18 protein-coding genes, 3 tRNA genes and 1 riboswitch are annotated in these 23,991 nt (G+C 43.2%); of the genes, 16 read left to right on the top strand and 5 right to left on the bottom strand.

All coding sequences use genetic code 11. From position 1 onward, the window contains the following. Positions 1 to 88: 88 nt before the first annotated feature. From FY557_RS07505 to FY557_RS07580, 16 genes are all read left to right on the top strand, one after another. A complete protein-coding gene (locus tag FY557_RS07505; protein ID WP_149246668.1) occupies positions 89 to 4,447 on the top strand; it encodes a CusA/CzcA family heavy metal efflux RND transporter in 4,359 nt (1,452 codons plus the stop codon). A gap of 1 nt (position 4,448) precedes the next feature. Beyond that, complete coding sequence (locus FY557_RS07510) at positions 4,449 to 5,690, top strand: efflux RND transporter periplasmic adaptor subunit (protein ID WP_149246669.1); 1,242 nt, start codon at positions 4,449 to 4,451, stop codon at positions 5,688 to 5,690. Between the two features lie 10 nt (positions 5,691 to 5,700). Next, positions 5,701 to 6,120 (top strand): Fur family transcriptional regulator, encoded by a 420-nt coding sequence (locus FY557_RS07515; protein WP_149246670.1) that lies wholly within the window; start codon positions 5,701 to 5,703, stop codon positions 6,118 to 6,120. A 43-nt stretch (positions 6,121 to 6,163) separates the two neighbouring features. Further along, positions 6,164 to 8,122, top strand: a complete 1,959-nt coding sequence (locus FY557_RS07520) for a heavy metal translocating P-type ATPase (RefSeq protein ID WP_185151677.1) — start codon at positions 6,164 to 6,166, stop codon at positions 8,120 to 8,122. 519 nt (positions 8,123 to 8,641) lie between these two features. Further along, the gene (locus FY557_RS07525; RefSeq protein WP_149246672.1) at positions 8,642 to 9,010 is read left to right on the top strand and encodes a hypothetical protein; all 369 of its coding nucleotides are present in this window, start codon (positions 8,642 to 8,644) and stop codon (positions 9,008 to 9,010) included. Positions 9,011 to 9,181: 171 nt separating this feature from the next. Further along, a complete protein-coding gene (locus tag FY557_RS07530; protein WP_149246673.1) occupies positions 9,182 to 9,454 on the top strand; it encodes a YHS domain-containing protein in 273 nt (90 codons plus the stop codon). Then, the gene (locus FY557_RS07535; RefSeq protein WP_185151678.1) at positions 9,441 to 10,121 is read left to right on the top strand and encodes an SCO family protein; all 681 of its coding nucleotides are present in this window, start codon (positions 9,441 to 9,443) and stop codon (positions 10,119 to 10,121) included. The genes FY557_RS07530 and FY557_RS07535 overlap by 14 nt, the downstream gene beginning before the upstream one ends. 270 nt (positions 10,122 to 10,391) lie before the next feature. Further along, positions 10,392 to 11,066 (top strand): superoxide dismutase, encoded by a 675-nt coding sequence (locus FY557_RS07540; RefSeq protein ID WP_149246674.1) that lies wholly within the window; start codon positions 10,392 to 10,394, stop codon positions 11,064 to 11,066. A 3-nt stretch (positions 11,067 to 11,069) separates the two neighbouring features. Further along, positions 11,070 to 11,438, top strand: coding sequence for a hypothetical protein (locus tag FY557_RS07545; RefSeq protein WP_149246675.1), 369 nt, complete (start codon positions 11,070 to 11,072; stop codon positions 11,436 to 11,438). Between the two features lie 230 nt (positions 11,439 to 11,668). Then, positions 11,669 to 12,496: an MbnP family protein gene (locus FY557_RS07550; RefSeq protein ID WP_149246676.1), complete on the top strand. Its 828-nt coding sequence runs from the start codon at positions 11,669 to 11,671 to the stop codon at positions 12,494 to 12,496. After that, complete coding sequence (locus tag FY557_RS07555) at positions 12,480 to 13,562, top strand: cytochrome-c peroxidase (protein WP_228451726.1); 1,083 nt, start codon at positions 12,480 to 12,482, stop codon at positions 13,560 to 13,562. The genes FY557_RS07550 and FY557_RS07555 overlap by 17 nt, the downstream gene beginning before the upstream one ends. 7 nt (positions 13,563 to 13,569) lie before the next feature. Then, positions 13,570 to 14,508, top strand: a complete 939-nt coding sequence (locus FY557_RS07560) for a transporter (RefSeq protein WP_149246677.1) — start codon at positions 13,570 to 13,572, stop codon at positions 14,506 to 14,508. 300 nt (positions 14,509 to 14,808) lie between these two features. Continuing rightward, positions 14,809 to 14,993: riboswitch (cobalamin riboswitch) on the top strand. A gap of 146 nt (positions 14,994 to 15,139) precedes the next feature. Then, positions 15,140 to 17,125, top strand: a complete 1,986-nt coding sequence (locus tag FY557_RS07565) for a TonB-dependent receptor (RefSeq protein ID WP_228451727.1) — start codon at positions 15,140 to 15,142, stop codon at positions 17,123 to 17,125. After that, positions 17,122 to 18,258, top strand: a complete 1,137-nt coding sequence (locus FY557_RS07570) for a YncE family protein (protein WP_149246679.1) — start codon at positions 17,122 to 17,124, stop codon at positions 18,256 to 18,258. The genes FY557_RS07565 and FY557_RS07570 overlap by 4 nt, the downstream gene beginning before the upstream one ends. A gap of 12 nt (positions 18,259 to 18,270) precedes the next feature. Then, a complete protein-coding gene (locus tag FY557_RS07575; RefSeq protein ID WP_149246680.1) occupies positions 18,271 to 19,467 on the top strand; it encodes a cell surface protein in 1,197 nt (398 codons plus the stop codon). 31 nt (positions 19,468 to 19,498) lie between these two features. Continuing rightward, positions 19,499 to 21,118, top strand: a complete 1,620-nt coding sequence (locus FY557_RS07580) for a DUF5074 domain-containing protein (RefSeq protein WP_149246681.1) — start codon at positions 19,499 to 19,501, stop codon at positions 21,116 to 21,118. Between the two features lie 564 nt (positions 21,119 to 21,682). Here FY557_RS07580 and FY557_RS07585 read toward each other — a convergent pair. The 5 genes from FY557_RS07585 to FY557_RS07610 all read right to left on the bottom strand — a co-directional run bounded on the left by FY557_RS07585 (position 21,683) and on the right by FY557_RS07610 (position 23,983). Further along, positions 21,683 to 21,754: transfer RNA gene (locus FY557_RS07585), tRNA-Glu, on the bottom strand. Positions 21,755 to 21,849: 95 nt separating this feature from the next. Further along, positions 21,850 to 21,921 (bottom strand) — tRNA-Glu (locus tag FY557_RS07590). Between the two features lie 11 nt (positions 21,922 to 21,932). Then, positions 21,933 to 22,187: a 30S ribosomal protein S20 gene (rpsT, locus tag FY557_RS07595; RefSeq protein ID WP_149246682.1), complete on the bottom strand. Its 255-nt coding sequence runs from the start codon at positions 22,185 to 22,187 to the stop codon at positions 21,933 to 21,935. Positions 22,188 to 22,565: 378 nt separating this feature from the next. After that, positions 22,566 to 22,640 (bottom strand) — tRNA-Glu (locus FY557_RS07605). Between the two features lie 56 nt (positions 22,641 to 22,696). Next, positions 22,697 to 23,983 carry an N-acetylmuramoyl-L-alanine amidase gene (locus tag FY557_RS07610; protein ID WP_149246683.1) on the bottom strand — a complete coding sequence of 429 codons (1,287 nt, stop codon included), beginning with the start codon at positions 23,981 to 23,983 and terminating at the stop codon, positions 22,697 to 22,699. Positions 23,984 to 23,991: the final 8 nt, after the last annotated feature.

A 23,991-nucleotide genomic window follows, 5' to 3' on the forward strand; every position in this document is an offset into this window, starting at 1 on the left:
AATGAAAGTGAGTTCATTTTTAAAATGTGCTGGCCGTTCATCAGATGCTGTATTTAAAATAAAGATTTCGTCAATTAAATTTTAATTTGTGTTAGATCAAATCATACAATTCAGTATCAGAAATAAAACCGTTGTTGGTATCATGACGTTGCTTCTGGTTATCTGGGGCGTCTGGAGTGCTTTCCGGTTACCTATTGATGCGGTACCGGATATCACCAACAACCAGGTACAGATCATCACTTCCTGTCCTACACTGGCAGGACAGGAAGTCGAACAGCTCGTCACTTTTCCCATCGAGCAGAGCATTGCCAATATCCCCGGTATCGAAGAAACCAGAAGTATTTCGAGGTTCGGACTGTCGGTGGTAACCGTTGTTTTTAAAGAAAACATCGAGATCTATTTCGCCCGTCAGCTGATCAGTGAAAAACTGAAAGAAGCGGCGGAAGAAATTCCCAAAGGAACCGGGATACCCGAGCTGGCACCGGTAAGCACCGGATTGGGCGAAGTCTACCAATACATTCTCCATCCGAAAAAAGGAAGCGAAAAGAAATATGATCCCAAAGAACTCCGTGCCATGCAGGACTGGATCGTCAGAAGACAGCTGAACGGAACGCCGGGAGTCGCGGAAATCAACAGCTTCGGAGGGCAGTTGAAACAATATGAAGTTGCCATAGACCCCAACCGGCTGAGAGCCATGGGCGTAAGCATTACCGATATTTTTACCGCACTCGAAAAAAACAATCAGAATACCGGCGGTGCGTACATTGATAAAAAGCCGAATGCCTATTTCATCCGCGGGATCGGGATCGTCAAGTCTCTCGAAGGCATTAGGAATATTTCCGTAAAAAATGAAACGGGAAGCGTCCCGATCTTCGTCAAGGATGTTGCCGAGGTCCGGCTGGGAAGTGCCGTCCGCTATGGAGCCATGACTTACAACGGAAAGGTAGATGCCGTAGGAGGTGTGGTGATGATGCTGAAAGGGGCCAACAGCCATGAAGTCGTTAATAGCATCAAAGCTAAAATCCCGGTCATCCAGAAATCGCTCCCGGCAGATGTGGTGATCGAACCGTTTCTGGACAGGACCGATCTGGTGGGAAGGGCGATGAAAACCGTTGAGCAAAATCTCATCGAAGGGGCTCTGATCGTCATTTTCGTACTGGTCATTTTCCTTGGAAACTTAAGGGCAGGTCTTATTGTAGCTTCAGCCATTCCGCTTTCCTTGTTATTTGCGTTGGGAATGATGAATGTTTTTGGCGTGAGTGCCAACCTCATGAGCCTCGGAGCCATCGACTTCGGGCTGATTGTAGACGGCGCGGTCATCATTGTGGAAGCCACCGTTCATCATCTGGGACTGAGGAAATCTGCACAACAGCTTACCCAGGCGGAAATGGATGAAGAAGTTTTCCGGTCTGCCTCCAAAATCAGGAGCAGTGCAGCTTTCGGGGAAATCATTATCCTGATCGTATATATTCCGATTCTTACCCTGGTGGGAGTAGAAGGAAAAATGTTCACGCCGATGGCTAAAACGGTAGGATTTGCCATCCTCGGTGCGCTGATTTTGTCATTAACCTACATTCCGATGATGAGCGCTTTGTTTTTATATAAAAAAATAACCCAAAAGAAAACATTTTCTGACAAAATGATGAACAGTCTTCAACAGAGGTATCAGCCTTTGTTACAGAAAGCTATCCGGTTTAAATATAGCATCGTTTCAGCAACGCTGGCCGTTTTTATTCTCGCGCTGTTCATTTTTAAAAATATGGGCGGTGAATTTATTCCTCAGCTGCAGGAAGGAGATTATGCCTTTCACTGCATTTTGCCGCAGGGCAGTTCTTTAAGCCAAAGCATAGAAACCTCGATGCAGGCTTCAGGGATCATCAAACAGTTTGATGAGGTAAAAATGGTCATCGGGAAAACCGGTTCTGCAGAAGTCCCGACCGACCCGATGCCGCCTGAAGCTTCAGATTTAATTATCGTCCTGAAACCGCAGGATAAATGGAAATCCAAAAAATCATACGAAGAATTAGCGGATGAAATAATGGAAAAGCTGGAGGTAATTCCCGGCGTTTTTTTCGAAAAGAACCAGCCGATCCAGATGCGGTTCAATGAGCTGATGACCGGCGTCCGCCAGGATGTGGCCGTGAAAATTTTCGGGGAAAATCTGGATTCCTTATCCATGTATGCAGATAAAGTCGGAAAGACTATTCAGAAGGTGGAAGGGGTAACGGCTCCGCAAATTGAACGGATCAGCGGGCTTCCGCAGATCAATGTGGAATATGACCGGATCCGGATGGCCAACTACGGATTGACAATCGAAGACGTCAACGCTGCAGTAAGCACGGCTTTTGCCGGGAAAAGTGCCGGGCAGGTGTTCGAAAATGAAAGGCGTTTTGATCTCGTTGTCCGCCTAGACAGTCTGCACCGGACGAATATGGAGGATGTAAATAATCTGATGATTGCCACTGCTTCAGGAACCCAGATCCCGCTTTCCCAGGTTGCGGATATCAGCTATAAATTAGGGCCGGCACAAATCAGCCGGGAGGAAGGGAAACGGAGGATCGTCATTGGCTTTAATGTAAAAGACCGCGATGTGGAAAGTGTGGTAAAAGATATTCAGGCGAAACTGGATCATGTGAAATTGCCTTCAGGTTATTACTTTACCTATGGAGGACAGTTCGAAAACTTACAGGCAGCCAGCAAAAGGCTGATGATTGCCGTTCCGGTTTCCCTGCTGCTGATCTTTATGCTGCTGTATTTTACCTTCCGTTCCTTTAAACAGGCCGCTTTGATTTTTACCGCTATCCCAATGAGTGCTATTGGAGGCATTTTTGCTCTGGTCATCAGGGATATGCCGTTCAGTATCAGTGCAGGAATTGGATTTATTGCGCTGTTTGGTGTGGCTGTGCTGAATGGGATTGTACTGATCGGAACCTTTAACCAGCTGGAAAAAGAAGGGGAAAAGGATATCCTGAAAAGGGTGTTTGAAGGAACAAAAATCAGATTGAGGCCGGTTCTCATGACAGCTACCGTTGCTTCTTTAGGATTTTTACCGATGGCTGTTTCTACGGGTGCCGGAGCGGAAGTTCAGAAACCGTTGGCGACTGTCGTAATCGGTGGTCTGGTAACAGCAACTTTCCTTACCCTGTTCGTGCTGCCGATGCTGTATCTTATTTTTAATAACGGTATTTCATGGAAGAAATTCAAACCAAAGCCAATAACGGCAGTCTTCATGCTGGCATTTTTGTTTTCCGGGCAACTGATAAATGCACAGACAAGATCTGTTTCCATTGAACAGGCGATGGACATGGCTACCGGAAACCATTTAAATATACAGTCGAAAAATTTAAGCATACAATCGGCGGAAGCTTTAAGAGGAACGGCAAAAGAACTTCCGAAGCTCAGTTTTGATGCCCAGCTGGGACAATACAACAGCCCGAAATTCGACCAGTCGTTTTCCGTTTCCCAGAGCATTCCTTTCCCGACATTATTTAAAGCAAGGAAAGAACTGATTAACGAAACAATCAGAAGCCGTCAGATTGATAAAGAAATTACATTGAATGAACTGATGAAGCAGGTGCGGACGTATTATTATCAGATTGAATATCTGCAATACAACCAATTGAAACTGAAAAGCCTCGACAGCTTATATCAGGATTTCATCAGAATTGCGACGGTCAGATTCAAGGCAGGGGATATTAAGAAAATCGAGATCAACACCGCGGAAACCCAGAAAGGGGAGATCAGCCTTTTGCTGAATCAGAATGAAGTCTATCTGAAAAATGCCTACAACAGTTTACAGATCCTTTTAAATACTCCGGAAAACGTTGAGGTTCCATTGAACAGAAACTACGAACCTCTGAAAGCGGTCAATGTATTGGACAGTATGGCAATTAAAAATAATCCTACCGTAAAATCCTTTTATCAGGAAATGGAAATTGCGGAGAAAAATAAAGAAGTTGAAAAATCCCAGGGCCTTCCGGAACTCAGCATCGGCTATACGAACCAGTCGCTGATCGGCTTCCATACCAGAAACGGGCAGGAACAGTTTTACAATTCGGGAGACCGTTTTCATTCGGTAACCTTAGGTGTCGCGATCCCGCTTACTTTCGGAGCCACAAAAGCACGGATGCAATCTTTGGAATATCAGAAGCAGTCGGCAGAAGCGAATGCCCGGTTTCAGGAAAAACAGCTTTTCATCCGGCTTAAAAATGCATGGAGCCAGTACGAACAGGATGTACTACAGTATAATTACTACATAAAACAGGCGGTTCCGAATGCTGAAAAGATTGTAAAAGCAGCACAATTGGGCTACAAGACGGGCGAAATTTCCTATATAGAATACCTGTTCGCCTTACGGACCGCCACAGACATCCAGCTGAAATACCTGGAATCCATTCAGCAGGTTAACCAATCGGTTATTCTCATCAATTCAATCATCAATAAATAATATGAAATCAAGATATAACATCATACTGCTTTTATTTTCGGCTGTTTTTATTTTCAGCTGCGGTAAGAAACAATCAGCAGAAAGTGAAGATAAAACGGAACAGCCGGAAGAACAGCATCAGGAAACACTGCAAACCATCGCTTCATTAACGGGAGAACAGATGAAAGCGGTCGGCATTACTTTGGGCAATATTGAAATGAAGGAACTGACGGCCACCATAAAAGCCAACGGCCAGCTGCGGGTCCCGAATAACAACAAAGCGACGGTGACTTCCCTCTATGGAGGTATCATCAGAACCCTGAACATCCAGGTTGGCAGTTCCGTGAAGAAAGGACAGGTGATCGCTACCATTGCCAATCCCGAATTCATCAGGCTTCAGGAAGACTATTTAAACACCAACAGCCGGATTATTTACGCCGAACAGGAATACCGGCGGCAGCGGGAACTGTTCGACAACGACGCCGGAGCCCGAAAGAACCTGCAGAGTGCCGATGCGGAACTCAAAACCCTGCGCACCAAAAAGGCATCGCTTTTGCGGCAGCTCCAGATGATGGGGATCAACCCTGGCTCGGTAAGCAACGGCAATATGAGATCCGGCCTGGTCATCACGGCACCGATCAGCGGAACGGTCAGCAGCATTGCTTCGCAGATCGGAAGCTATGTGGATGTCTCATCGCCGGTGGCGGAAATCATCGATAACAATTCCATTCACCTCGATCTCCAGGTGTTTGAAAAGGATCTTCCGAAGATGAAAGTAGGACAGGTGGTACATTTTAAACTCACCAACAATCCCGAAACGGAATATGATGCGGAAATTTACAGCATCGGTTCCTCATTTGAAAATGACAGCAAAACGATTTCCGTTCATGCCGATGTCACCGGCAACAAAACCGGACTGATCGACGGAATGAACATCACCGGAATCGTAAGCCTTAATAAAACCGTAACCCCGGCCATTCCCGATGAAGCCATCGTGGAAGCCGACGGGAAATTCTATGTATTCATACGGACCGATAAAAAGCGTGAAGCCTACGAAAGTCATCAGAAAGAAGCCGGAAAGCCGGTTGAAACAAACCCGGAAAGCCTTAACTTTAAGAAAGTAGAAGTGGTAAAAGGATCATCTGATATGGGCTACACGGCAGTGACACCTGTAAAAGAGATTTCGCCTGATGCAAAAATTGCTGTGAAAGGCGCTTATTTCATCAATGCAAAACTGACCAATTCCGGAGAACATGAACATTAAAAACAGGAATATGAAAAAAGATACCGAAAGCCGATTACTTGATAAGAATACCAAACCCACCAGCATGCGGATCCTGGTGTATGATTTCCTGAGTTCTCAGGAAGCAGCCCTGTCTTTATCCGAAGTGGAAAGCCATTTTGAAAATGCCGACCGCACCACGATTTACCGTACCCTGAAAACATTTGAGGAAAAAGGAATTGTCCACAGCATTCAGGAAAATACCACCACGAAATACAAGCTTTGCCACGACGGCTGCAGCGAAAGCACCCATAAAGACCGGCATCTCCATTTCTACTGCAAAATCTGCAAGCAGACCACCTGCAAAGAGGAAATCTCCTTCCCGGAAACCCTGAATACGAATTTCAGGATTGATGAGATCCGGCTTTTTGCCAAAGGAATCTGCGAGCACTGCCTCGAAAATTTGCAATAGCATTGCATTTGCTTTACCGTTACCTTTGATTAAAATTATCCTTATGGAAGAATGCTGCAACACAAAACCGAAAAAAGAACATAGCCATAATCACGAAGGCCATGATCATGACCACGGTCATTCCCATGATACGGAAGGCAAATCTGCATTTCAGATGTTTCTTCCGGCCATTGTATCTTTTGTCATTCTGTTGGGAGGAATTCTATTGGATCATGTTATCAAGCCAGATTGGTTTTCAGGCTGGATCAGGTTATGCTGGTATCTTATTGCATACATTCCGGTAGGATGGCCCGTACTGAAAGAAGCTTTCGAAAGCATTAGGAACGGCGATGTGTTCTCTGAGTTTTTCCTGATGGGAATCGCCACCGTCGGTGCTTTTGCCATAGGTGAATATCCGGAAGGAGTTGCAGTAATGCTTTTTTATTCGGTAGGGGAAGTCTTTCAGGCCATGGCTGTGACAAGAGCAAAAACCAATATCAAGACCCTGCTGGATCAGCGTCCTGATGAGGTAACCGTTATCCGGGATGGAAAAGCACAAACCGTAAAAGCTGAAAAAGTGAGTATCGGTGATGTTATTCAGCTGAAATCCGGGGAGAAGCTTGGGCTGGACGGTGAACTGCTGTCGGAAACCGCTTCCTTTAATACGGCGGCACTGACCGGCGAAAGTAAGCCCGATACCAAAACGAAAGGAGCTGTTGTCCTGGCAGGAATGATTAACCTGAATACCGTCAGTCAGGTAAAAGTGATGGCAGATTACAAAGACAGCAAGTTGAGCCGGATCCTGGAAATGGTACAGAATGCCACGGCCCAGAAAGCACCTACTGAGCTGTTCATCCGTAAATTTGCTAAAGTTTATACCCCGATTGTCGTATTCCTGGCCATCGGAATTGCTTTGCTGCCGTATTTCTTTGTCGGGAATTATGAATTCCGCGACTGGCTGTACCGGGCATTGGTATTCCTGGTGATTTCCTGTCCGTGCGCTTTGGTGATTTCCATTCCGCTGGGCTATTTCGGGGGAATCGGAGCTGGAAGCCGGAACGGGATTTTGTTTAAAGGGAGCAATTTCCTGGACGTGCTGGCCACGGTTCGGCAGGTGGTGATGGACAAAACCGGGACGCTGACGGAAGGTGTTTTCAAAGTGCAGGAAGTGAATTTCAATTCTGATTTTAACAAAGATGAACTGCTGAAGCTGATAAATGCTCTGGAAAGCAACAGTTCACATCCCGTAGCTACAGCTATCCATGAATACGCCGGAGAAGTTGATCATTCCATAAAACTGGAAAATGTAGAGGAAGTTGCCGGACAGGGCCTGAAAGCGACTGTTGACGGAAAAGAACTGCTGGTCGGGAATTTCAGACTGATGGATGCATACGGCATCAGGTATGACTTCAATCCGGAAGATATCGTTTATACAGTCATTGCCGTAGCTTATAATCAGAAGTTTGCAGGCTATCTCACCATTGCCGATGAGGTGAAGGCAGATGCAAAACAAACCATTACTGAGCTGCAATCCCTGGGCGTAACAGCTACGATGCTGAGCGGCGATAAATCTTCCGTGGTACAGCATGTTGCCGCGACTTTGGGAATCCGGAACGCATACGGTGATCTGCTTCCTGAGGATAAGGTCAATAAAGTGAAAGAGGTTAAAGCTCAAAAGCAGACGGTTGCTTTTGTAGGAGACGGCGTAAATGACGCACCAGTGGTAGCCTTAAGTGATGTCGGAATTGCGATGGGCGGGCTTGGAAGCGATGCAACCATCGAAACTGCCGATGTTGTGATCCAGGATGACCGGCCGGGCAAAATTCCTATGGCCATCAGAATCGGAAAACAGACCAAAAAGATTGTCTGGCAGAATATTGTGCTGGCATTTGTGGTAAAAGCTATCGTGCTGATTCTCGGAGCCGGAGGAATGGCCACAATGTGGGAAGCGGTTTTCGCCGATGTCGGGGTCGCATTGCTTGCGATCCTGAATGCAGTGAGGATCCAGCGGATGAAATTTTAAAAACTGAAGAATACAAGCTGGGTGCTGGAAGTTTGCTTATTTAGTCCCACGGATTTTCACGGATGATGCGTGGCTTCGGGCCCCTCAGCTGCCGGATGGTCGTTTCTTAGAATCATGGAAAATCAATAGGAACGGTAGATGTTATCCTGAGCTTATTAAGAGAAGCTCGTTTTACAGGAAAAATATTCCATTCGGCTTTAACATAAGTTTTATTGAATTATAGATTTTCATATATGATGGCGTGGCTTCGAGGCCCTCAGCCGCCGGATTAGCTATACCTTAGAATCGTTAAAAAATAAAAGATTATTAAAACTTTTGAATGCTTTTGCGGCATGAGGCAGCCAACTTCTTTTATCCGGTATGAATATCTTTTATTCTTTGCGGTAAAATCTGCCACGTATTTTCATGACGTTTCTCATGTGCAAAAATCTGCTTTTGCAGTATTCCTGAAAATGACTTTCATCATAAAGTAACTATAAAACAAATTTCAATAGTATATTTGCGAGAATAAATCATCGGTTGAAATTTTTCATTTCCATATTTATCATTTTTACCATTGCATTACGTCCGGTATTGCCACTGATCGACTATGCGGTGAACTACGAATATATTGTGGACAACCTTTGTGAGAACAGAGACATTCCGCAGTCTACCTGTAAAGGAAAATGCTACTTGGAAAAGGAACTCTCAAAAACGGAGAAACAATCGAACAACGGCCAGAATGTAAAGCTTGCCGGACTGGATGTTTTTCTGTCTCATGACGTTCTTTCTTTTTCAGTTAACCGGTTTGATGTTGAGAACCAGAAAATCAAATCCGGTTCTACTGATTTTTATACTTCAGAATATCATTCCCGGATATTCCATCCTCCTTTGGCTGAAGTGATTTAACTGAATTTATACAATCCATTCGGAGACTTTATGACTTTTGCAATCATACACCGCTTGATAAAAAATCGTTTAAGAAGGTTGTATTTTGTGATGTTTACAGACTGATAAGATTAAATTCAGTTCATATTAAAATTTTTCCTTACTGATTATTAATTTCAATTTCAATAAAAAATGAAATCAAAACTTGTTTTAACGTCATTCCTGGCGGTTTCCCTGATGGCGTGCGCGCAGGAGACCCCTAAAATAAAACATAAAAAACCGACCTCCGTAAAGTCAAATACCAAAACGGTAAAGTTTGCCAATGCGGTAGACCCAATCTGCCATATGCCGACCGAACCGGATATGAAAGATACGGAAGTGTATAAAAATAAAACGTACGGTTTTTGCAGTGTGTACTGCAAAGATGAATTTAAAAAGAATCCTGAGAAATATGTCCAGAAATAAAAAGCCAGGCCAATCAAAAAGCAGGATTATCATCCCTTTGGCGGTAATGGCATTGCTTTTTCTGGGAATAGGAATCGGAATGGGTTATTTCAAAAAGAATCTGTACACCGTGATGAAGGTTCCGGATTTTCAGCTGACGGATCAGAACAATAAAAAGGTCACCAATAAGGACATGCTCGGAAAAGTATACCTGGTGGAATTTTTCTTCAGCAGATGCCCGACGATCTGCCCCGTGATGAATACCAATATGAGAGCCATTGAAGACAAGATCGACCATCCTGATTTCGGGATTATTTCCATCAGCATCGATCCGGAAAATGATACACCGGAATTGCTGAAAGAGCATGCTCAAAGAATAGGCGTAAAATCTCCAAACTGGCATTTTCTTACCGGCGACCGGGATTATATCGGAAAACTGGCCGATCAGTTCAATATTTATGTCGGAGATAAAGAAGACGAAAGCGAAAGCCTGAACCATAGCGGAATGATTGCACTGGTTGATAAAGACGGAAATATCCGTTGCCGGTACAACAAAGAGAACATGCCGATCCTCTATTACTCCGGACTGAATTATGAGGATCCGGAAGGAAAAACGCCGAAACTCACCGGGAAATACCATCCCGACCGGGAAATGCTGATCGAGGATATCAGGAAGCTGTTGAAGTGAGAGCTGGATGATGGATGATGGAAGTTGCTTTACTTAATTACAGCTTGTTGTCCTGTACAGGAATATTAGCAATTTATTGAATTTAATGCAGGATGCAGGACGCCGGAAGTTATAGTTTAATATTCAATTTTACATCAAACGGTTGATAAGCATTAAATTTGCTAAGATAGAGAAGAAGGTGAAGAAGGGACCTGAAGTGTATATAAACTTCCAGTTTCCATCACTCATTTTCCAACAAAGAAAAATACAAACCACAAAAAACGAAACGTTATGAAGATTATGAAAGTAGCTGCTCTAAGTGCAGTATTTGCGGCGCAGTTTGCGTTTGCCCAGTTTAAGCAGTCGCCTTTGCCGTATGCATACAATGCATTGGAAGGAAACATCGATGCCAAGACCATGGAAATCCATTATTCCAAACATGCAGCAGCTTATGTAGCCAACCTGAACAAAGCGATTGCCGGAACACCACAGGAAAAGCAGACCCTGTTTGAAATTATGTCAACGGCATCAAAACTGCCGATGGCCGTAAGAAACAACGCCGGCGGCCATTACAACCACGAACTGTTCTGGACGGTGCTGACGCCGGTAAAGAATACGCAGCCTTCCGCAAAACTGGCGAAAGCCATCAATGATGCTTTCGGAAGCATGGATGCCTTTAAAGAAAGGATGGCAAAAGCAGGAGCCGACCGTTTCGGATCCGGATGGGCGTGGCTGTCCGTTGACAGAAGCGGAAAACTTTTTGTTTCTTCAACGCCGAACCAGGACAATCCTTTAATGGACGTTGTGGAAGAAAAAGGAACCCCTATTTTCGGGATTGATGTCTGGGAACATGCTTATTACCTGAAATACCAGAACAAAAGAGCTGATTACCTGACTGCTATATGGAATGTAACCAACTGGAAAGAAATCAGCAGAAGGTACGAAGAAGCCATCGGCAAAAGATAATAAATGAACTTGATTTGCAGCATATTCCTCACTTTATTTGTGGTGTTCAGGCCTCTGATCCCACTGGTGGAATATGCTGTAAATTATGATTATATCGTTGAAAGACTCTGTATCAACAAAAGCAGGCCTGACCTTCATTGCAACGGAAAGTGTTACCTCGGCAAAGAATTAGCAAAAACCAACGATACCGATTCCCTTCCTCTAAACAAATCCAAAAATACAGGACAGAAGCTATCGGATATTTATATTCTTCCTGAAACAGCCGGTATTACAAAGGAAAATAAAGCCTTTTCATCAGAGTCCGGCTTTCTTTACAAAACAGATTACTCTTTCCTGTTCTTACAACACATTTTTAGGCCACCGGTTTTTTAAGTTACTTTTCACCTCTTTAACGGCAAAAGTTTCACGGTTAATCTGTCGGTCTTTACTTCAATGAATTTCAGCGAAGCTTTGACCTGCTGATTTTCAATATTCCGCTTTAATTTTTATAAAGACGGCGCGGATATTTTCTATCGTGTAAATCTCACTTTTGTCCCTATAAAATTGAATGTTTTCATTCAATCAATACTTCTATTTAAAAAAATCAACTTAAAAAATCAACAATGAAAATTTATAAATTTTTGTATTCATTACTTATTGCCATTACATTTTCTACTCTTACCGCCTGCAGGAGCAATGATGATGACGATTCATCACAGGAAACCCTTGGAAATCTTCAGCTGAAATTTGAGAACGGATTCAACAATCTCGGTAACATTGTTTTGAACCAGACCATACAGACGTCTTTTAACGGACAAAAGCATCAGTTTTCTGCCTTGAAGTACGTAATCAGCAATATTACGCTCATCGATGAAAACGGCGGGGTCTTCAGATATCATTACAACGATCCGGATCAGGGGGCTTTTATCATCGATCAGGCAGAAGCGGTTGCAGGAATCAATTACATTAATCTTACGGAAATTCCGAAAAACAATTACCGAAAAGTGAAGATCGGTTTGGGGATAAGCCGGAATGCTTATCTCATCGGGCAGGACGGCCAGGGGATTTTCTGGCAGAAGGCGAAAAAGGCAGGCATGGCTTGGTCATGGGCGGCTGGATATATTTTTACGAAACTTGAGGGGAGATACGGAACCGCTTTACCCACTAATGAATTTATGAACCATTGTGGAAATATGGGAAATACATCGGCCAACAATACCCCGGATCTTTACCGTGAAATCACCCTTGATCTGCCTACGGCTGCACGTGTTTCAAGAGACATTACGCCTTCTGTGCATATTCTGGCGGATCTTAATCAATACCTCAGCGGAGAAACCGCTTTAATACTGGATAATTCCAATGATATGGCTATGGGATCCAACCAACATCTGGTGAATGTTACCAACAATCTGGCAAAAATGTTTAAAGTAGATCATGTTCATAATGATTAAATTCTTTAAACCATCCAGGACGGAGCGGGAAACTGCTCTTCGTTTTCTGCTGTTCTTAAGCGTACTTACGCTATTTTCGTGCGCTGATGACCCTATGGAACCGTTATCAGAAGATGAGGTTTATCTTCTTGAAAAACCTTCGGGATTTCCCGAAATAACTTTTGATGTCACAGAAAACCCGGTTACGGTTAACGGAGTCGCCTTAGGCAAGCAACTGTTTTACGAAGGAAGATTATCCCGGAATAACACGATTTCCTGCGGCTTCTGCCATATTCAGGAATATGCTTTTACCCATCACGGCCATAACGTAAGCCACGGAATCGATGACAGGCTCGGCATTCGGAATGCCCCGCCCCTTCAGAACATGGCCTTTCTTAAAAATTATACCTGGGACGGTGCAGGCCATCATTTGGACGAAAGATCCTTGGTTCCCATTACCACAGATTTTGAGATGGACAGTTCTCTTCCTGAAGCTGTAGGGAAGCTGAATGCCGATCCGAAATATAAAAAGCTGTTTAAAGCGGCATATGGTAATGAAAATATTACGGGGGAAAAAGTGTTGAAGGCCTTATCGCAGTTTATGGCAACGATGGTTTCAGCCGATTCAAAGTATGACCGGATGAAAAAAGGAACAGCAGCTTTTACAACAGAAGAAAACCAGGGAATGGCTCTGTTTCAGCAGAAATGTGCCTCCTGCCACAGCGGCGGACTTTTTACGGATGAAAGCTACCGGAATACCGGGATGTATTATAATGCACAGTTCGGCGACAGGGGAAGATACAGGGTAACGCTGGACTGGAATGACAATATGAAATTCAGGGTCCCAAGTTTAAGAAATGTAGAATATACTGCGCCGTATATGCACGACGGAAGATTTTACACGTTGGAAGCGGTGATGAATTTTTATTCTGATAACGTGGAAAATCAGCCGAATATTGATCCTCTGCTGAAACAGAACGGTCATCTCGGAATTCCCATGACCGGCCAGGAGAAACAACTTATTATTGCTTTTCTGAAAACATTGAGCGATAAAAATTTCATTGCCAATCCAAAATTTGCAGAATAAGTATACCATGAAGAAGATATTTTTGATTATAAGTCTGGTGATCTGTTTCTTAAGTCAGGCCAGAATACCAGGAGACAGTTTATATTTTCCCAAGCCATTTAAGGCGGCCGTTTTCGAGGACTGTGATGCCTGTGGCTGTGCGGCGGGAAACGGATCTTCAGGTTTTGAATCTTTGCTGAATCCGCAGTTTATCGGGGTTAAATATTTTGCCCAGCATTATAAGGCAAAGGAGAATCTATTTGTTCATGACTTAACCCAGGATCAGTATTTCAATACCCTTCAGCTGTGGGGAAAGATTCCGGTTGCTGAAAAATTGAGTGTTTATGCAAATGTTCCGTTTCACTTTCACACGAAAAAAACGTTACAGGGAGACATCAGCATCCATGGAATCGGTGATGCAAATGTTATGGGCATTTATCAGCTGATCAACTCAGGCAGTTCTCACCAGCTAAATGGTGGTTTAGGAGTGAAAATTCCGCTTGGGAAATTTAATGAAAAAGGACTTTCCGGTGTAAACCCCAGTTTTCAGCTGGGAACCGGAAGCTGGGATTATCAGATGATGCTGAATTATAAATTTCAGAAAGGCAGAGCAGCGTTCCTGCTGAATACTGATTATACGGTAAAAACCGAAAACCGGAAACATTATCGTTTTGGGAACCAATGGAACTATTCAGCCACAGGCTTCTATCAGATTTCGGGAAATGGGGATATCATTTTCTCCGGAAAAGCAGGAATGCAGGGGGAAGTGTACGACCGGAACAGGCAGTTCGGCGAGATCCTGCCCAATACCGCCGGGAGCGCACTATACGGAAAGTTTGGGTTCGAGGCAGCCTATAAAAGGATCAGCCTCGGCAACGAAATTATGCTTCCGGTTTATTCTGATCTGGCCGGAGGGGATCTTGAAGCAAAATCCCGTTTCAGCCTTTTCATGAATATTGGGATCTGAAATGTTTAGGCAATGTTTATCCACTAATAATAGCATTTGTTTAAGAGGCTGGAACAAAGGATTGAAATAATAATAATAATCACCAAAAAGTTTTAAAGTCGGCCGGCTTACTTATCTGAAGCCGGCCCTTTTAAAAAGTGAAGCAGCAATCAGGAACCGAACCGTATCATGAAAATTTCAATTCTGTACGTCGAAACATTACCGGAGACTTAGCTTATCATTGAAACAGAACGTTTTAGTAAATGAATTTGATTGAAAATCAATATTTTAATTTAAATACTGCATCTGTGAATTATTTTTCTATCTTTGCCGCAGTCTGGTGAGCCGTAAAAAGCGCTTAAAAGGGAATCCGGTGAAAATCCGGGACAGACCCGCTGCTGTAAGCTCCATCATAAAGTTTCTGAAGACAACATCCACTGTTTTTTACGGGAAGGATTTCGGAAACGGAGTAAGTCAGAAGACCTGCCGGATCATTTATCGTTTGACGCTTTCGTGGAATAAAGCTTAGGACATCATTGATTCTGTGCAGGATACAGCTGTGCCTGATCATTGTATTCTTATATCCGTTAGCGTCATCATTATCCCTAATGAGCTAATGGTGACCACATTTTTTACATCCTCATTTCAGAAGATGGCCTGCGCAATATTTGTACTGGCTGCTACCTTTATTTTTTCACAATCAAGGAAAGATACCGTTAAGGAACAGACCATTGTTCCCGTTACCCTGAAGAAAAAAAAATTTAAGGAAATACTTCCTGCACAGGTCTTGTCCGGGGAGGAACTCGAAAGGCTGAACAGCCAGTCGGTAGCGGATGCGCTGCGGTATTTCTCCGGGGTCCAGATCAAGGATTACGGTGGGATCGGCGGCCTGAAGACCATCAACATCAGGAGCATGGGGAGCCAGCATGTCGGAGTCTTCTACGATGGGATCCAGATCGGGAATGCGCAGAACGGGATTGTGGATCTGGGAAGGTATTCCCTGGATGACCTGGAAGAAATTTCTCTATACAATGGACAAAAAAGTGAAATTTTTCAGCCTGCCAGAGATTTCGGCTCTTCAGGATCCATTTATCTACAGCCAAAAATTCCGGTGTTTAATGCTAAAAGAAAAACAAATCTCGTTATAAGGTCCAAGAACAGCTCGATTGATCTTTTCAACCCATCCTTTCGCCTGGAACAGAAAATCTCAGAAAAAATTTCAGCAAGCTTCAGTTCGGAATTCCTGCAGAGTGACGGCATTTACAAATACCGGTATCGGAAAAAATATCCTGACGGCGAAATCGCTTACGATACAATTGCCAGAAGGCTGGATTCAGATATACGGGCCAGACGCTTTGAAACAGGTTTGAATGGTAGCCTCAGCAACGGAAGCTGGAATGTAAGAGGGTACGGATACCTGTCCGACCGCGGAATCCCGGCTGCTATTGTCAACAACCGCTTCGACGGACGCGGGCAAAGACAGAGGGATGAAAATTTTTTCGTTCAGGGAAGTTTCAGGAAAAAAATATTTCCGAAACTTGAAACGCAGCTGAAGGCCAAATTTGCTTATGACTACACCCATTATATCGATACGGTTTCGTCCATAAAAATTCAGAACCAGTACATCCAGAGGGAACTTTATGTATCCAACTCAAATTTACTTGCGCTCACTTCAGATTGGGACGTAAGTGCAAGCATCGATTTTCAGTATAATAATCTTAACGCGGATCTGGTTAATTTCTCCTATCCGATCCGGTATACGACCCTGGCTGCTTTTGCAACGACCTACCGCTGGAACCGCCTGAAATTCCTGGGAAGCGTGCTCGGAACTTTTATTTCCGAAACCGTGGAAAAAAATGCGGCCTCACCGGACAGGACGGAATGGACCCCTTCAGCATTCCTGAGCTATCAGCCTTTTGCAGGAAAAGATTTTACGGTTCGCGCTTTTTACAAAAGGATTTTCAGGATGCCCACTTTCAATGATCTGTATTACACGATGATCGGCAGTAGTTTACTAAAACCGGAATTCACCAATCAGTACAATCTCGGGTTTTCCTATTCCAGAGGGTTTTCAAAATCTGTCCTGCAAAGGATTTCTGTTAAGGCGGACGGATATTTCAACAAAGTGGAAGATAAAATTATCGCTGCCCCGAACGGAAGCATGTTCCGGTGGACGATGCTGAACCTGGGAGAAGTCGAAATCATAGGAACAGACCTCAATCTTCAGGCTGACCTGCTTTTCGGAAAAGTGAAAGTCCATCCTTTGGTGAGCTATACATTCCAGAGAGCAAGGGATTTTTCGGATCGGGAAGAATCGTATTTCGGGCATCAGATTCCGTATACTCCGTGGCATAGCGGTTCATTTTCTATGATGGCGGCTTATAAGAACTGGAGCTGCAATTACAGTTTTATCTATGTCGGGGAGCGTTATGACGTGAACCAGAACAACATTCAATACAATTATATTCAGCCCTGGTATACGCATGACCTGTCTTTTCAGCGGAAAATAGAATGGAGAGAGCATCAGTTTAAAGCCAGTTTTGAAATCAATAATATTTTCAACCAATACTATGACGTGGTGCTGAATTACCCGATGCCAGGCCGGACCTTCAGATTTATTCTAAGCTTTACCTTATGAAAAAAACGAACTTTTACCTGATCCTTATGTTGCTGGTTACCCTCGTTTCCTGCAGGACGGATGAATACATCGACCGCGAAGAGGCCGAAAGCGGATTGGCACAGCCGGAAGATACCGCCATTAAAGGATTCTATCTGCTGAATGAAGGCAATATGGGCAGCAACAAGGCAACGCTCGATTTCTTCGATTATACTACCGGGACCTATCACCGGAATATCTATGCCGAGATCAATCCGAATGTCGTTAAAGAGCTGGGCGATGTGGGAAACGATATCCGGATTTACGGGAATAAACTGTATGCCGTCATCAATGTATCCAATAAGATCGAAGTGCTGGATGCCAGAACAGCTAAAAGAATTAAAACCATCAATCTCGAAAACTGCCGGTACCTCGCCTTTAAGAATGGTAAAGCTTACGCATCAAGCTATGCCGGCCCGGTTTCAGTAAATCCCAACGCACCGCTGGGAAAAGTAGTGGAAATTGATACGGCTTCCCTGACGATTCAGCGTTCTGCCGTGGTGGGATACCAGCCTGAGGAAATAGAAATTGTAGGAAATCAGCTCTTTGTAGCCAATTCAGGAGGCTATAAATTTCCGGATTATGATAAAACGATTTCCGTGGTGGATCTGACTTCTTTTACGGAAACCAAAAAGATAGACGTGGCGATCAATCTTCACCGGATTAAAAAAGATGGCTATGGCGATCTGTATGTTACCTCCAGAGGAGATTATTATAACGTACCTTCAAGTCTGTTCGTCATTGATGCTGTGACAGGACAGATAAAGAAAGACTTTCACATTCCGGTAAGTGAAATGGTGATCGTGAATGACAAGCTGTATTACTACGGAAACGAATTCAACTACAATACCCATACCTATAAAAAAAACTTCGGGATCATTGATGTGAAAACCGAGCAGGTCATTTCCAACTCAATGATCGATCAGGAATATGTAAGTGCCATCAAGACGCCTTACGGAATTGCGGTAAATCCGGTTACCGAAGACATTTACATAACCGATGCCAGAAATTATGTCTCCACAGGCTATGTGTATTGTTTCGATAAAAACGGACACTTCAAATGGAAGACCGAAGGTGGAAATATCCCGGCCCATTTTACTTTTTTATACAAATAATCAGAATATAATATGAAAAGAAACACCATTGCAGTTTTGAAAACCGTTTTGTTCTCGGCTGTTCTCGTCGGAATAACTGGCTGTAAAAGCGATGCAGAAGAAGAAAGCTTCAGCTTCAGCGGCCTGGAGGAATCTTACACGATTGATCGTTTTAAAGTATTGACCATTGACCCGCAAATAGGCGGTAATTTTGCCTGGAGCATCAACGATTCTTTGATTTCCCAGGATTCGCAGCTGGAATTTATCAGTCCGGTCTTAAAAGAATACCCTCTGACTTTGAAAATAGAATCCGGGGGAACTACGAAGACGTATCATTCGAAAATTATAGTAAAAAAAGAAGCCGGAACCTACAGCCGGTACATTTCCGATGTGCTTGACTATCGTCCTGCGGTAGGCCAGTTTACCAATGAAATGCCGGAATTTCAGAACGGGGATTCATTCAGCACGATGCTCCAGAAAGCAAAAGCTTCATTAATCGGCGAGGGTTCTTCGATGCTGACGTTGGGTGGATTTGGCGGATATATAGTCTTTGGCTTCGATCATACTGTCCCGAATATGGACGGTAGGGATTTTAAGATCCTTGGAAATGCTTTTTTCGGAAGTGATGCTAGCCAGCCGCGCTCAGGATCATGCGAGCCGGGAATTATTATGGTTGCTTACGACAGGAATAAAAACGGAAAACCTGACTCAGATGAATGGTATGAAATCGCAGGAAGTGAATATTTTAAAAATACAACGGTAAAAGACTACAGCATCACGTATTTTAAGCCTGATGAAAATAAAGTTCTTGTTCCCGGAGCTGACTTCTGGCAAACCGATACGGAATATATCAAATGGCACGATAACCTCGGGAATTCAGGATTCAAATCGAAGATTGTCTTCCATGCCCAGAGTTATTATCCTTTGTGGCTGGGTGATGCTTCTTATACTTTTACCGGAACCCGGTTAATGAACAATTATTCCGACCAGAGCGGAACGGGATCCTATTGGGCCGGAAAATCCTACGATTACGGATATGCCGATAATGCCCCGAACAATGATGGAGCATCCAATATTGACATTTCCTGGGCGGTCGACAAAAACGGAAAGTATGTAAAGCTTCCGGGCATCGATTTCGTGAAAGTCTATACCGGAATAAACCAGGAAGCCGGATGGATAGGAGAGGTCTCCACAGAAGTTGCCGGCGCTTATGATCTTCATCTCAATTAAAATTCAATAATATCTATTAATACATTTTACAATGAAAAAGTTTTATCTTTTCGCATCGCTTTTTTTGGCAGGCTCCTTTGCGCAGGCTCAGTCGAATTACACGGACGGTTATTTTATGGTGAATGAAGAGTGGTTCGGCCATACCAACGGATCGGTGAATTTCATCAACAACAACGGATCGGTAAATTACAGAGTATACAGCACCGTCAACAACAGTCAGGCTTTCGGAGCGACCACCCAGTACGGAACTATTTACGGCGATAAATTCTATTTTATTTCCAAGCAGGCAGCCGACGGCGGGGATACCCAGTATGTGCCCGGCGGAAGACTGGTGATAGCCAATGCGCACACCCTGCAGAAAATTGCCGGATTCAACACCATCGGAGGAGACGGGCGGTCTTTTGTCGGAGTAAATGAGCACAAAGGCTATATTGCTACTTCCAATGGGATCTTCCTTTTTGATATCGATAATCTGCAGGTTGGAAATCAGATTGCATCAACAGGAAATGGCCAGGTCGGAAACATGATCCGGACCTCTCAATATGTCTTTGCGGTAAAGCAGTCGGTAGGGGTATTGGTAATCGATCCCGGCAGCGATACGGTGGTATCAACAATTTCAGGAGCATTTAATTCGGTGGTGCAGGCAAAAGACGGCAGCGTATGGGCAATCCAGGATCAGAAGCTGGTGAAGATCAATCCCACGACTTTTGTAACCACTATTTTTAATATTCCGACAACCAAATACTCCGGAAGCTGGGGAGCGTGGAATGCGGGGAGCTTTACGGCCGGCAGTCAGAATAATGTTTTGTACTGGATCAATTCAATCAACAGTTCTGTTTCCGGAACCCAGATCGTAAAATTCGATGTGACGAACGGTACTTTCAATGAAACCTTTGCCACAATTCCGGGACAGACGGGAACCTACAAGCAGATTCCTTACGGTGCGGCCTTACGTGTGAATCCTGTAACGGATGAATTAATTCTAAATACCACGGAAAGCGGATACGGAACGCATTACCAGAACAACTGGATCCATACCTATGACAATAACGGAAACCTGACGAATACCAGGAAGCTGGATGATTATTACTGGTTCCCGGCCATGACTGTTTTTCCGGATAATACCATGCCCGTTGTCAGCACCACATTTCCGAGTCAGCTGACAGTAAACAGCAGCACCGTCATCGATCTGAAAACGGTGATTACCGATAATGATAACCTTTCTGCCGCCATTGTGAAAACGGTGAAGTCCAATACCAATCCGGCTGCCGTTTCAGCAACGATCAATGCTGATGACGAATTGGTCATAACTCCTCAGGGAAGCGGTATGGCAACGATTATGGTAAGCTTTAATTCTAATGGAAAAATAGTTGATAAAATTCTTTCGGTGACCAGCTCTTCGTCCGTACTGGCAACTGCTGAAACAAGGAAACTGGAATTCAGCATATATCCCAATCCGGCGACTGATATCCTTAACATTAAGACCCGGGAAAAAGTTTTAAAAGTTTCCGTCTCTGATATGTCCGGTAAATCGGTAAATGCTCCGTTAAGCAGCGGACAGGTAAACGTCAGCATGCTTCCGAAAGGAATTTACATGGTAACAGTCCAGACTGAAAAAGCATTATATCAGCAGAAACTGATGAAGAACTAACGCTTCAGTTCAGCATACCCATTTTATTTAACCTCTGCCATTTGTTTAGCGGAGGTTTTATTTTGAATAATCTATGCGCGGAACGGGTTTTTGGGGATATCAAAAGCCAGAAAGGAAATTATTTAAATGTAATTTACTTTTGTTATATGCCAACGGAATCTCCTATAAAAAATAGCTGTAACTGAACGGTATTTATCAACCATTAAAGAGGTTCTAATTATAAAGAAAAGCATTGAAAAAGTCAGCACCTGTCCTAAAATGTAAAACCATTAAGAAACTGAGCTCTATAAGAGCTTACTGTCAACAGTTGCAAGTTATCGATTTTAATAAGCCCGTAAGGATAATCTGATAACGCTCGCCTTATTTTCTTCAGATTAATTAAATGTTTGCCCAGTTCTAAGATTTTGGGATTGAACGTCAAAAGTCTTTTTAGTTTTTAAGCTGGTCCTGCAAACCTGACGGGTTTACTTATTCGCAGAATTCTATATTGAAACATGCCTTTAAAACCGGGGTTTAAAATGATACAAAATAAAAAAGAGATTCAAAACTGAATCTCTTTTAAAGTAGCCCGTAGGGGAATCGAACCCCTCTTACCAGAATGAAAATCTGAGGTCCTAACCGATAGACGAACGGGCCATCTGTCTTCCGCTAAATAAATAGCGTGTTAGTTTTTTGTTTTTATAAGTGTCAACTCTTATTAATTACCAGGTTAGAGTAGTAATTAAGTTTTGTAGCCCGTAGGGGAATCGAACCCCTCTTACCAGAATGAAAATCTGAGGTCCTAACCGATAGACGAACGGGCCAACTATACTTATTAAGCCAGTTTATTAACGTGCTTAGTTAATTTGCTTTTTAAGTTAGCTGCTTTGTTTTTGTGGATGATGTTTTTCTTCGCTAATCTATCCAACAAAGAGATAACCTTTGGCAATTGTTCTGCAGCAGCAGCTTTATCTTCTTCATTTCTTAACACCTTCATTGCTGTTCTAGCAGTCTTATGGTAGTATCTGTTACGAAGTCTTCTTACTTCGTTTTGTCTAATTCTTTTTAATGCTGATTTATGATTTGCCATATCGTTCAAATGTGAGTGCAAAAGTAAAACCTTTTTTCTTATCCTCCAAATTTATTTTCAAAAATTTTTAATTTTTTTCAGATAAATATTTTCGAAGTTTATCTATTGCCTGTTCTATTTTAATATTCTCTTCTTCTCTTTCTATTTTTTAATGGTGCTTTTCAGCATAACCATCACCTCGGTCCAGTGCTATTGAAGGTAAGTCCGTTAATCATTACTACAAATGAAGTCTTTCTCCTCCGCTAAAACCTGAACTTATTCATCATCATTGCCTGCAATCCCCATATTTATTGATTTTTAAATCATAACTTTTTGGGTTGAAGTGGATTTTTTTAAAGCAATTTTGCTTCTGTATTTTAATCCGGCATGATATAAATTTGGTAGCCTATAGGAGAATCGAACTCCTGTTGCAAGGATGAAAACCTTGAGTCCTAACCACTAGACGAATAGGCCAAATTTTGAGGTTGCAAAAGTAACAATTAACTTTTTAACTTCAAAATTATTTTTTGTTATTTGAAAACTTTTTGGATGATGGTATTCTTAATTCCTTTAGCTTCAATATCTTTCTGAAGCTTTACAGCATCCTCCAAAGTATAGACTTTTCCGTAGGTGTAATAGAAAACGCCGCTTTCCTTATTCCGTTCCACATCTTTCAGGGTCTGGAGAATCGGGGAGTTTCCGTTCAGCTTATCGCCTACGTATACTTCAATTGTGTAATATCCTGAGTTCAGTTTCTGGTTCGGCATAAATCCGACCGCATAGGCGTTCCTGAATCCTGCATCTTTGGACGTCCTGATATTGATATCCCTCACTGAAGCCAGATTGGTGACACCATAGTAATATTTATACTGCCCGTTTTCCTTGATCGGTAAAATATAATTTAACCCTTTCAGGGCAGGGTCGCCGTCGTTGAATTTCTGAGGGGAACTTAAGAGCAGAATTCTGAAATCATTTTTCAGGGCTACCTCCACCGGTTTTTCAGGTTCCGGTTTTTTTACGGTAGCCGATATCCCCGATTTCCGGTCAATGGCTTTTTTATAATCGATGATCGCCTGGTAAATGCTCTGTGAGATTTCTTCCTGGCCTTTTTCCGAAGCCAGATAGTGGCTTTCCTCCGGATGGTTGATGAATCCGGTTTCAATAAGAACCGAAGGCATAGCATTCATCCGGAGTACGTGCAGGTTTTTCTGGAAAACCCCTCTGGAAAACCTTTTGTCTTTATTCACGAAATTATTTTCTACCAGTCCGCCAAGCAAAAGGCTGGACTCAAGATATTTACTCTGCTGAAGTTTAAGAGCGATCAGGGATTCCGGCGAGCTTGCGTCATAAGAACCAAAGGTCTGTTTATCCTTTTCATCCAGAAAGATCACGTCATTTTCCCTTTTAGCGACTTCCAGGTTGGTGTCGTTTTGGTCGGGCCCCTGTACGTACGTTTCCGTTCCATAGGCAGTCGGTCTTTTCGAAGAATTACAGTGGATGGATACAAAAAGATCCGCTTTGCTCCTGTTGGCCAGGTTCGTTCTGTCCGACAGAGAAGGGTACTCATCGATTTTTCGGGTGTAGATTACTTTAAAGTCTTTATTTTTTTCAAGCATAGCCCCTACTTTCAGGGTAATGGTGAGCGTAACGTCTTTTTCGGCAACCCTTCCGATATCGGCGTAGGACCGGTTTGCTCCGTGATCACTTCCCCCGTGTCCCGCGTCTAACACAACGATGAATTTCTTTTGCGAAAAAATAAAGTTGGTAAGGAGTAGGAAGAGAAATGATAAAATTATTTTAAAATTTACTTTGTGCATCTTACAGT

This window comes from Chryseobacterium sp. SN22, assembly GCF_008329705.1.
Classification (GTDB): Bacteria; Bacteroidota; Bacteroidia; order Flavobacteriales; family Weeksellaceae; genus Chryseobacterium.

What these genes read in the sequence shown, in the direction of transcription:
- FY557_RS07510 (WP_149246669.1), top strand. Translation starts at nt 4,449, where the DNA reads ATGAAATCAAGATATAACATCATACTGCTTTTATTTTCGGCTGTTTTT.
- FY557_RS07515 (WP_149246670.1), top strand. Translation starts at nt 5,701, where the DNA reads ATGAAAAAAGATACCGAAAGCCGATTACTTGATAAGAATACCAAACCC.
- FY557_RS07520 (WP_185151677.1), top strand. Translation starts at nt 6,164, where the DNA reads ATGGAAGAATGCTGCAACACAAAACCGAAAAAAGAACATAGCCATAAT.
- FY557_RS07530 (WP_149246673.1), top strand. Translation starts at nt 9,182, where the DNA reads ATGAAATCAAAACTTGTTTTAACGTCATTCCTGGCGGTTTCCCTGATG.
- FY557_RS07535 (WP_185151678.1), top strand. Translation starts at nt 9,441, where the DNA reads ATGTCCAGAAATAAAAAGCCAGGCCAATCAAAAAGCAGGATTATCATC.
- FY557_RS07540 (WP_149246674.1), top strand. Translation starts at nt 10,392, where the DNA reads ATGAAGATTATGAAAGTAGCTGCTCTAAGTGCAGTATTTGCGGCGCAG.
- FY557_RS07545 (WP_149246675.1), top strand. Translation starts at nt 11,070, where the DNA reads ATGAACTTGATTTGCAGCATATTCCTCACTTTATTTGTGGTGTTCAGG.
- FY557_RS07550 (WP_149246676.1), top strand. Translation starts at nt 11,669, where the DNA reads ATGAAAATTTATAAATTTTTGTATTCATTACTTATTGCCATTACATTT.
- FY557_RS07555 (WP_228451726.1), top strand. Translation starts at nt 12,480, where the DNA reads ATGTTCATAATGATTAAATTCTTTAAACCATCCAGGACGGAGCGGGAA.
- FY557_RS07560 (WP_149246677.1), top strand. Translation starts at nt 13,570, where the DNA reads ATGAAGAAGATATTTTTGATTATAAGTCTGGTGATCTGTTTCTTAAGT.
- FY557_RS07565 (WP_228451727.1), top strand. Translation starts at nt 15,140, where the DNA reads ATGGCCTGCGCAATATTTGTACTGGCTGCTACCTTTATTTTTTCACAA.
- FY557_RS07570 (WP_149246679.1), top strand. Translation starts at nt 17,122, where the DNA reads ATGAAAAAAACGAACTTTTACCTGATCCTTATGTTGCTGGTTACCCTC.
- FY557_RS07575 (WP_149246680.1), top strand. Translation starts at nt 18,271, where the DNA reads ATGAAAAGAAACACCATTGCAGTTTTGAAAACCGTTTTGTTCTCGGCT.
- FY557_RS07580 (WP_149246681.1), top strand. Translation starts at nt 19,499, where the DNA reads ATGAAAAAGTTTTATCTTTTCGCATCGCTTTTTTTGGCAGGCTCCTTT.
- rpsT (WP_149246682.1), bottom strand. Translation starts at nt 22,187, where the DNA reads ATGGCAAATCATAAATCAGCATTAAAAAGAATTAGACAAAACGAAGTA.
- FY557_RS07610 (WP_149246683.1), bottom strand. Translation starts at nt 23,983, where the DNA reads ATGCACAAAGTAAATTTTAAAATAATTTTATCATTTCTCTTCCTACTC.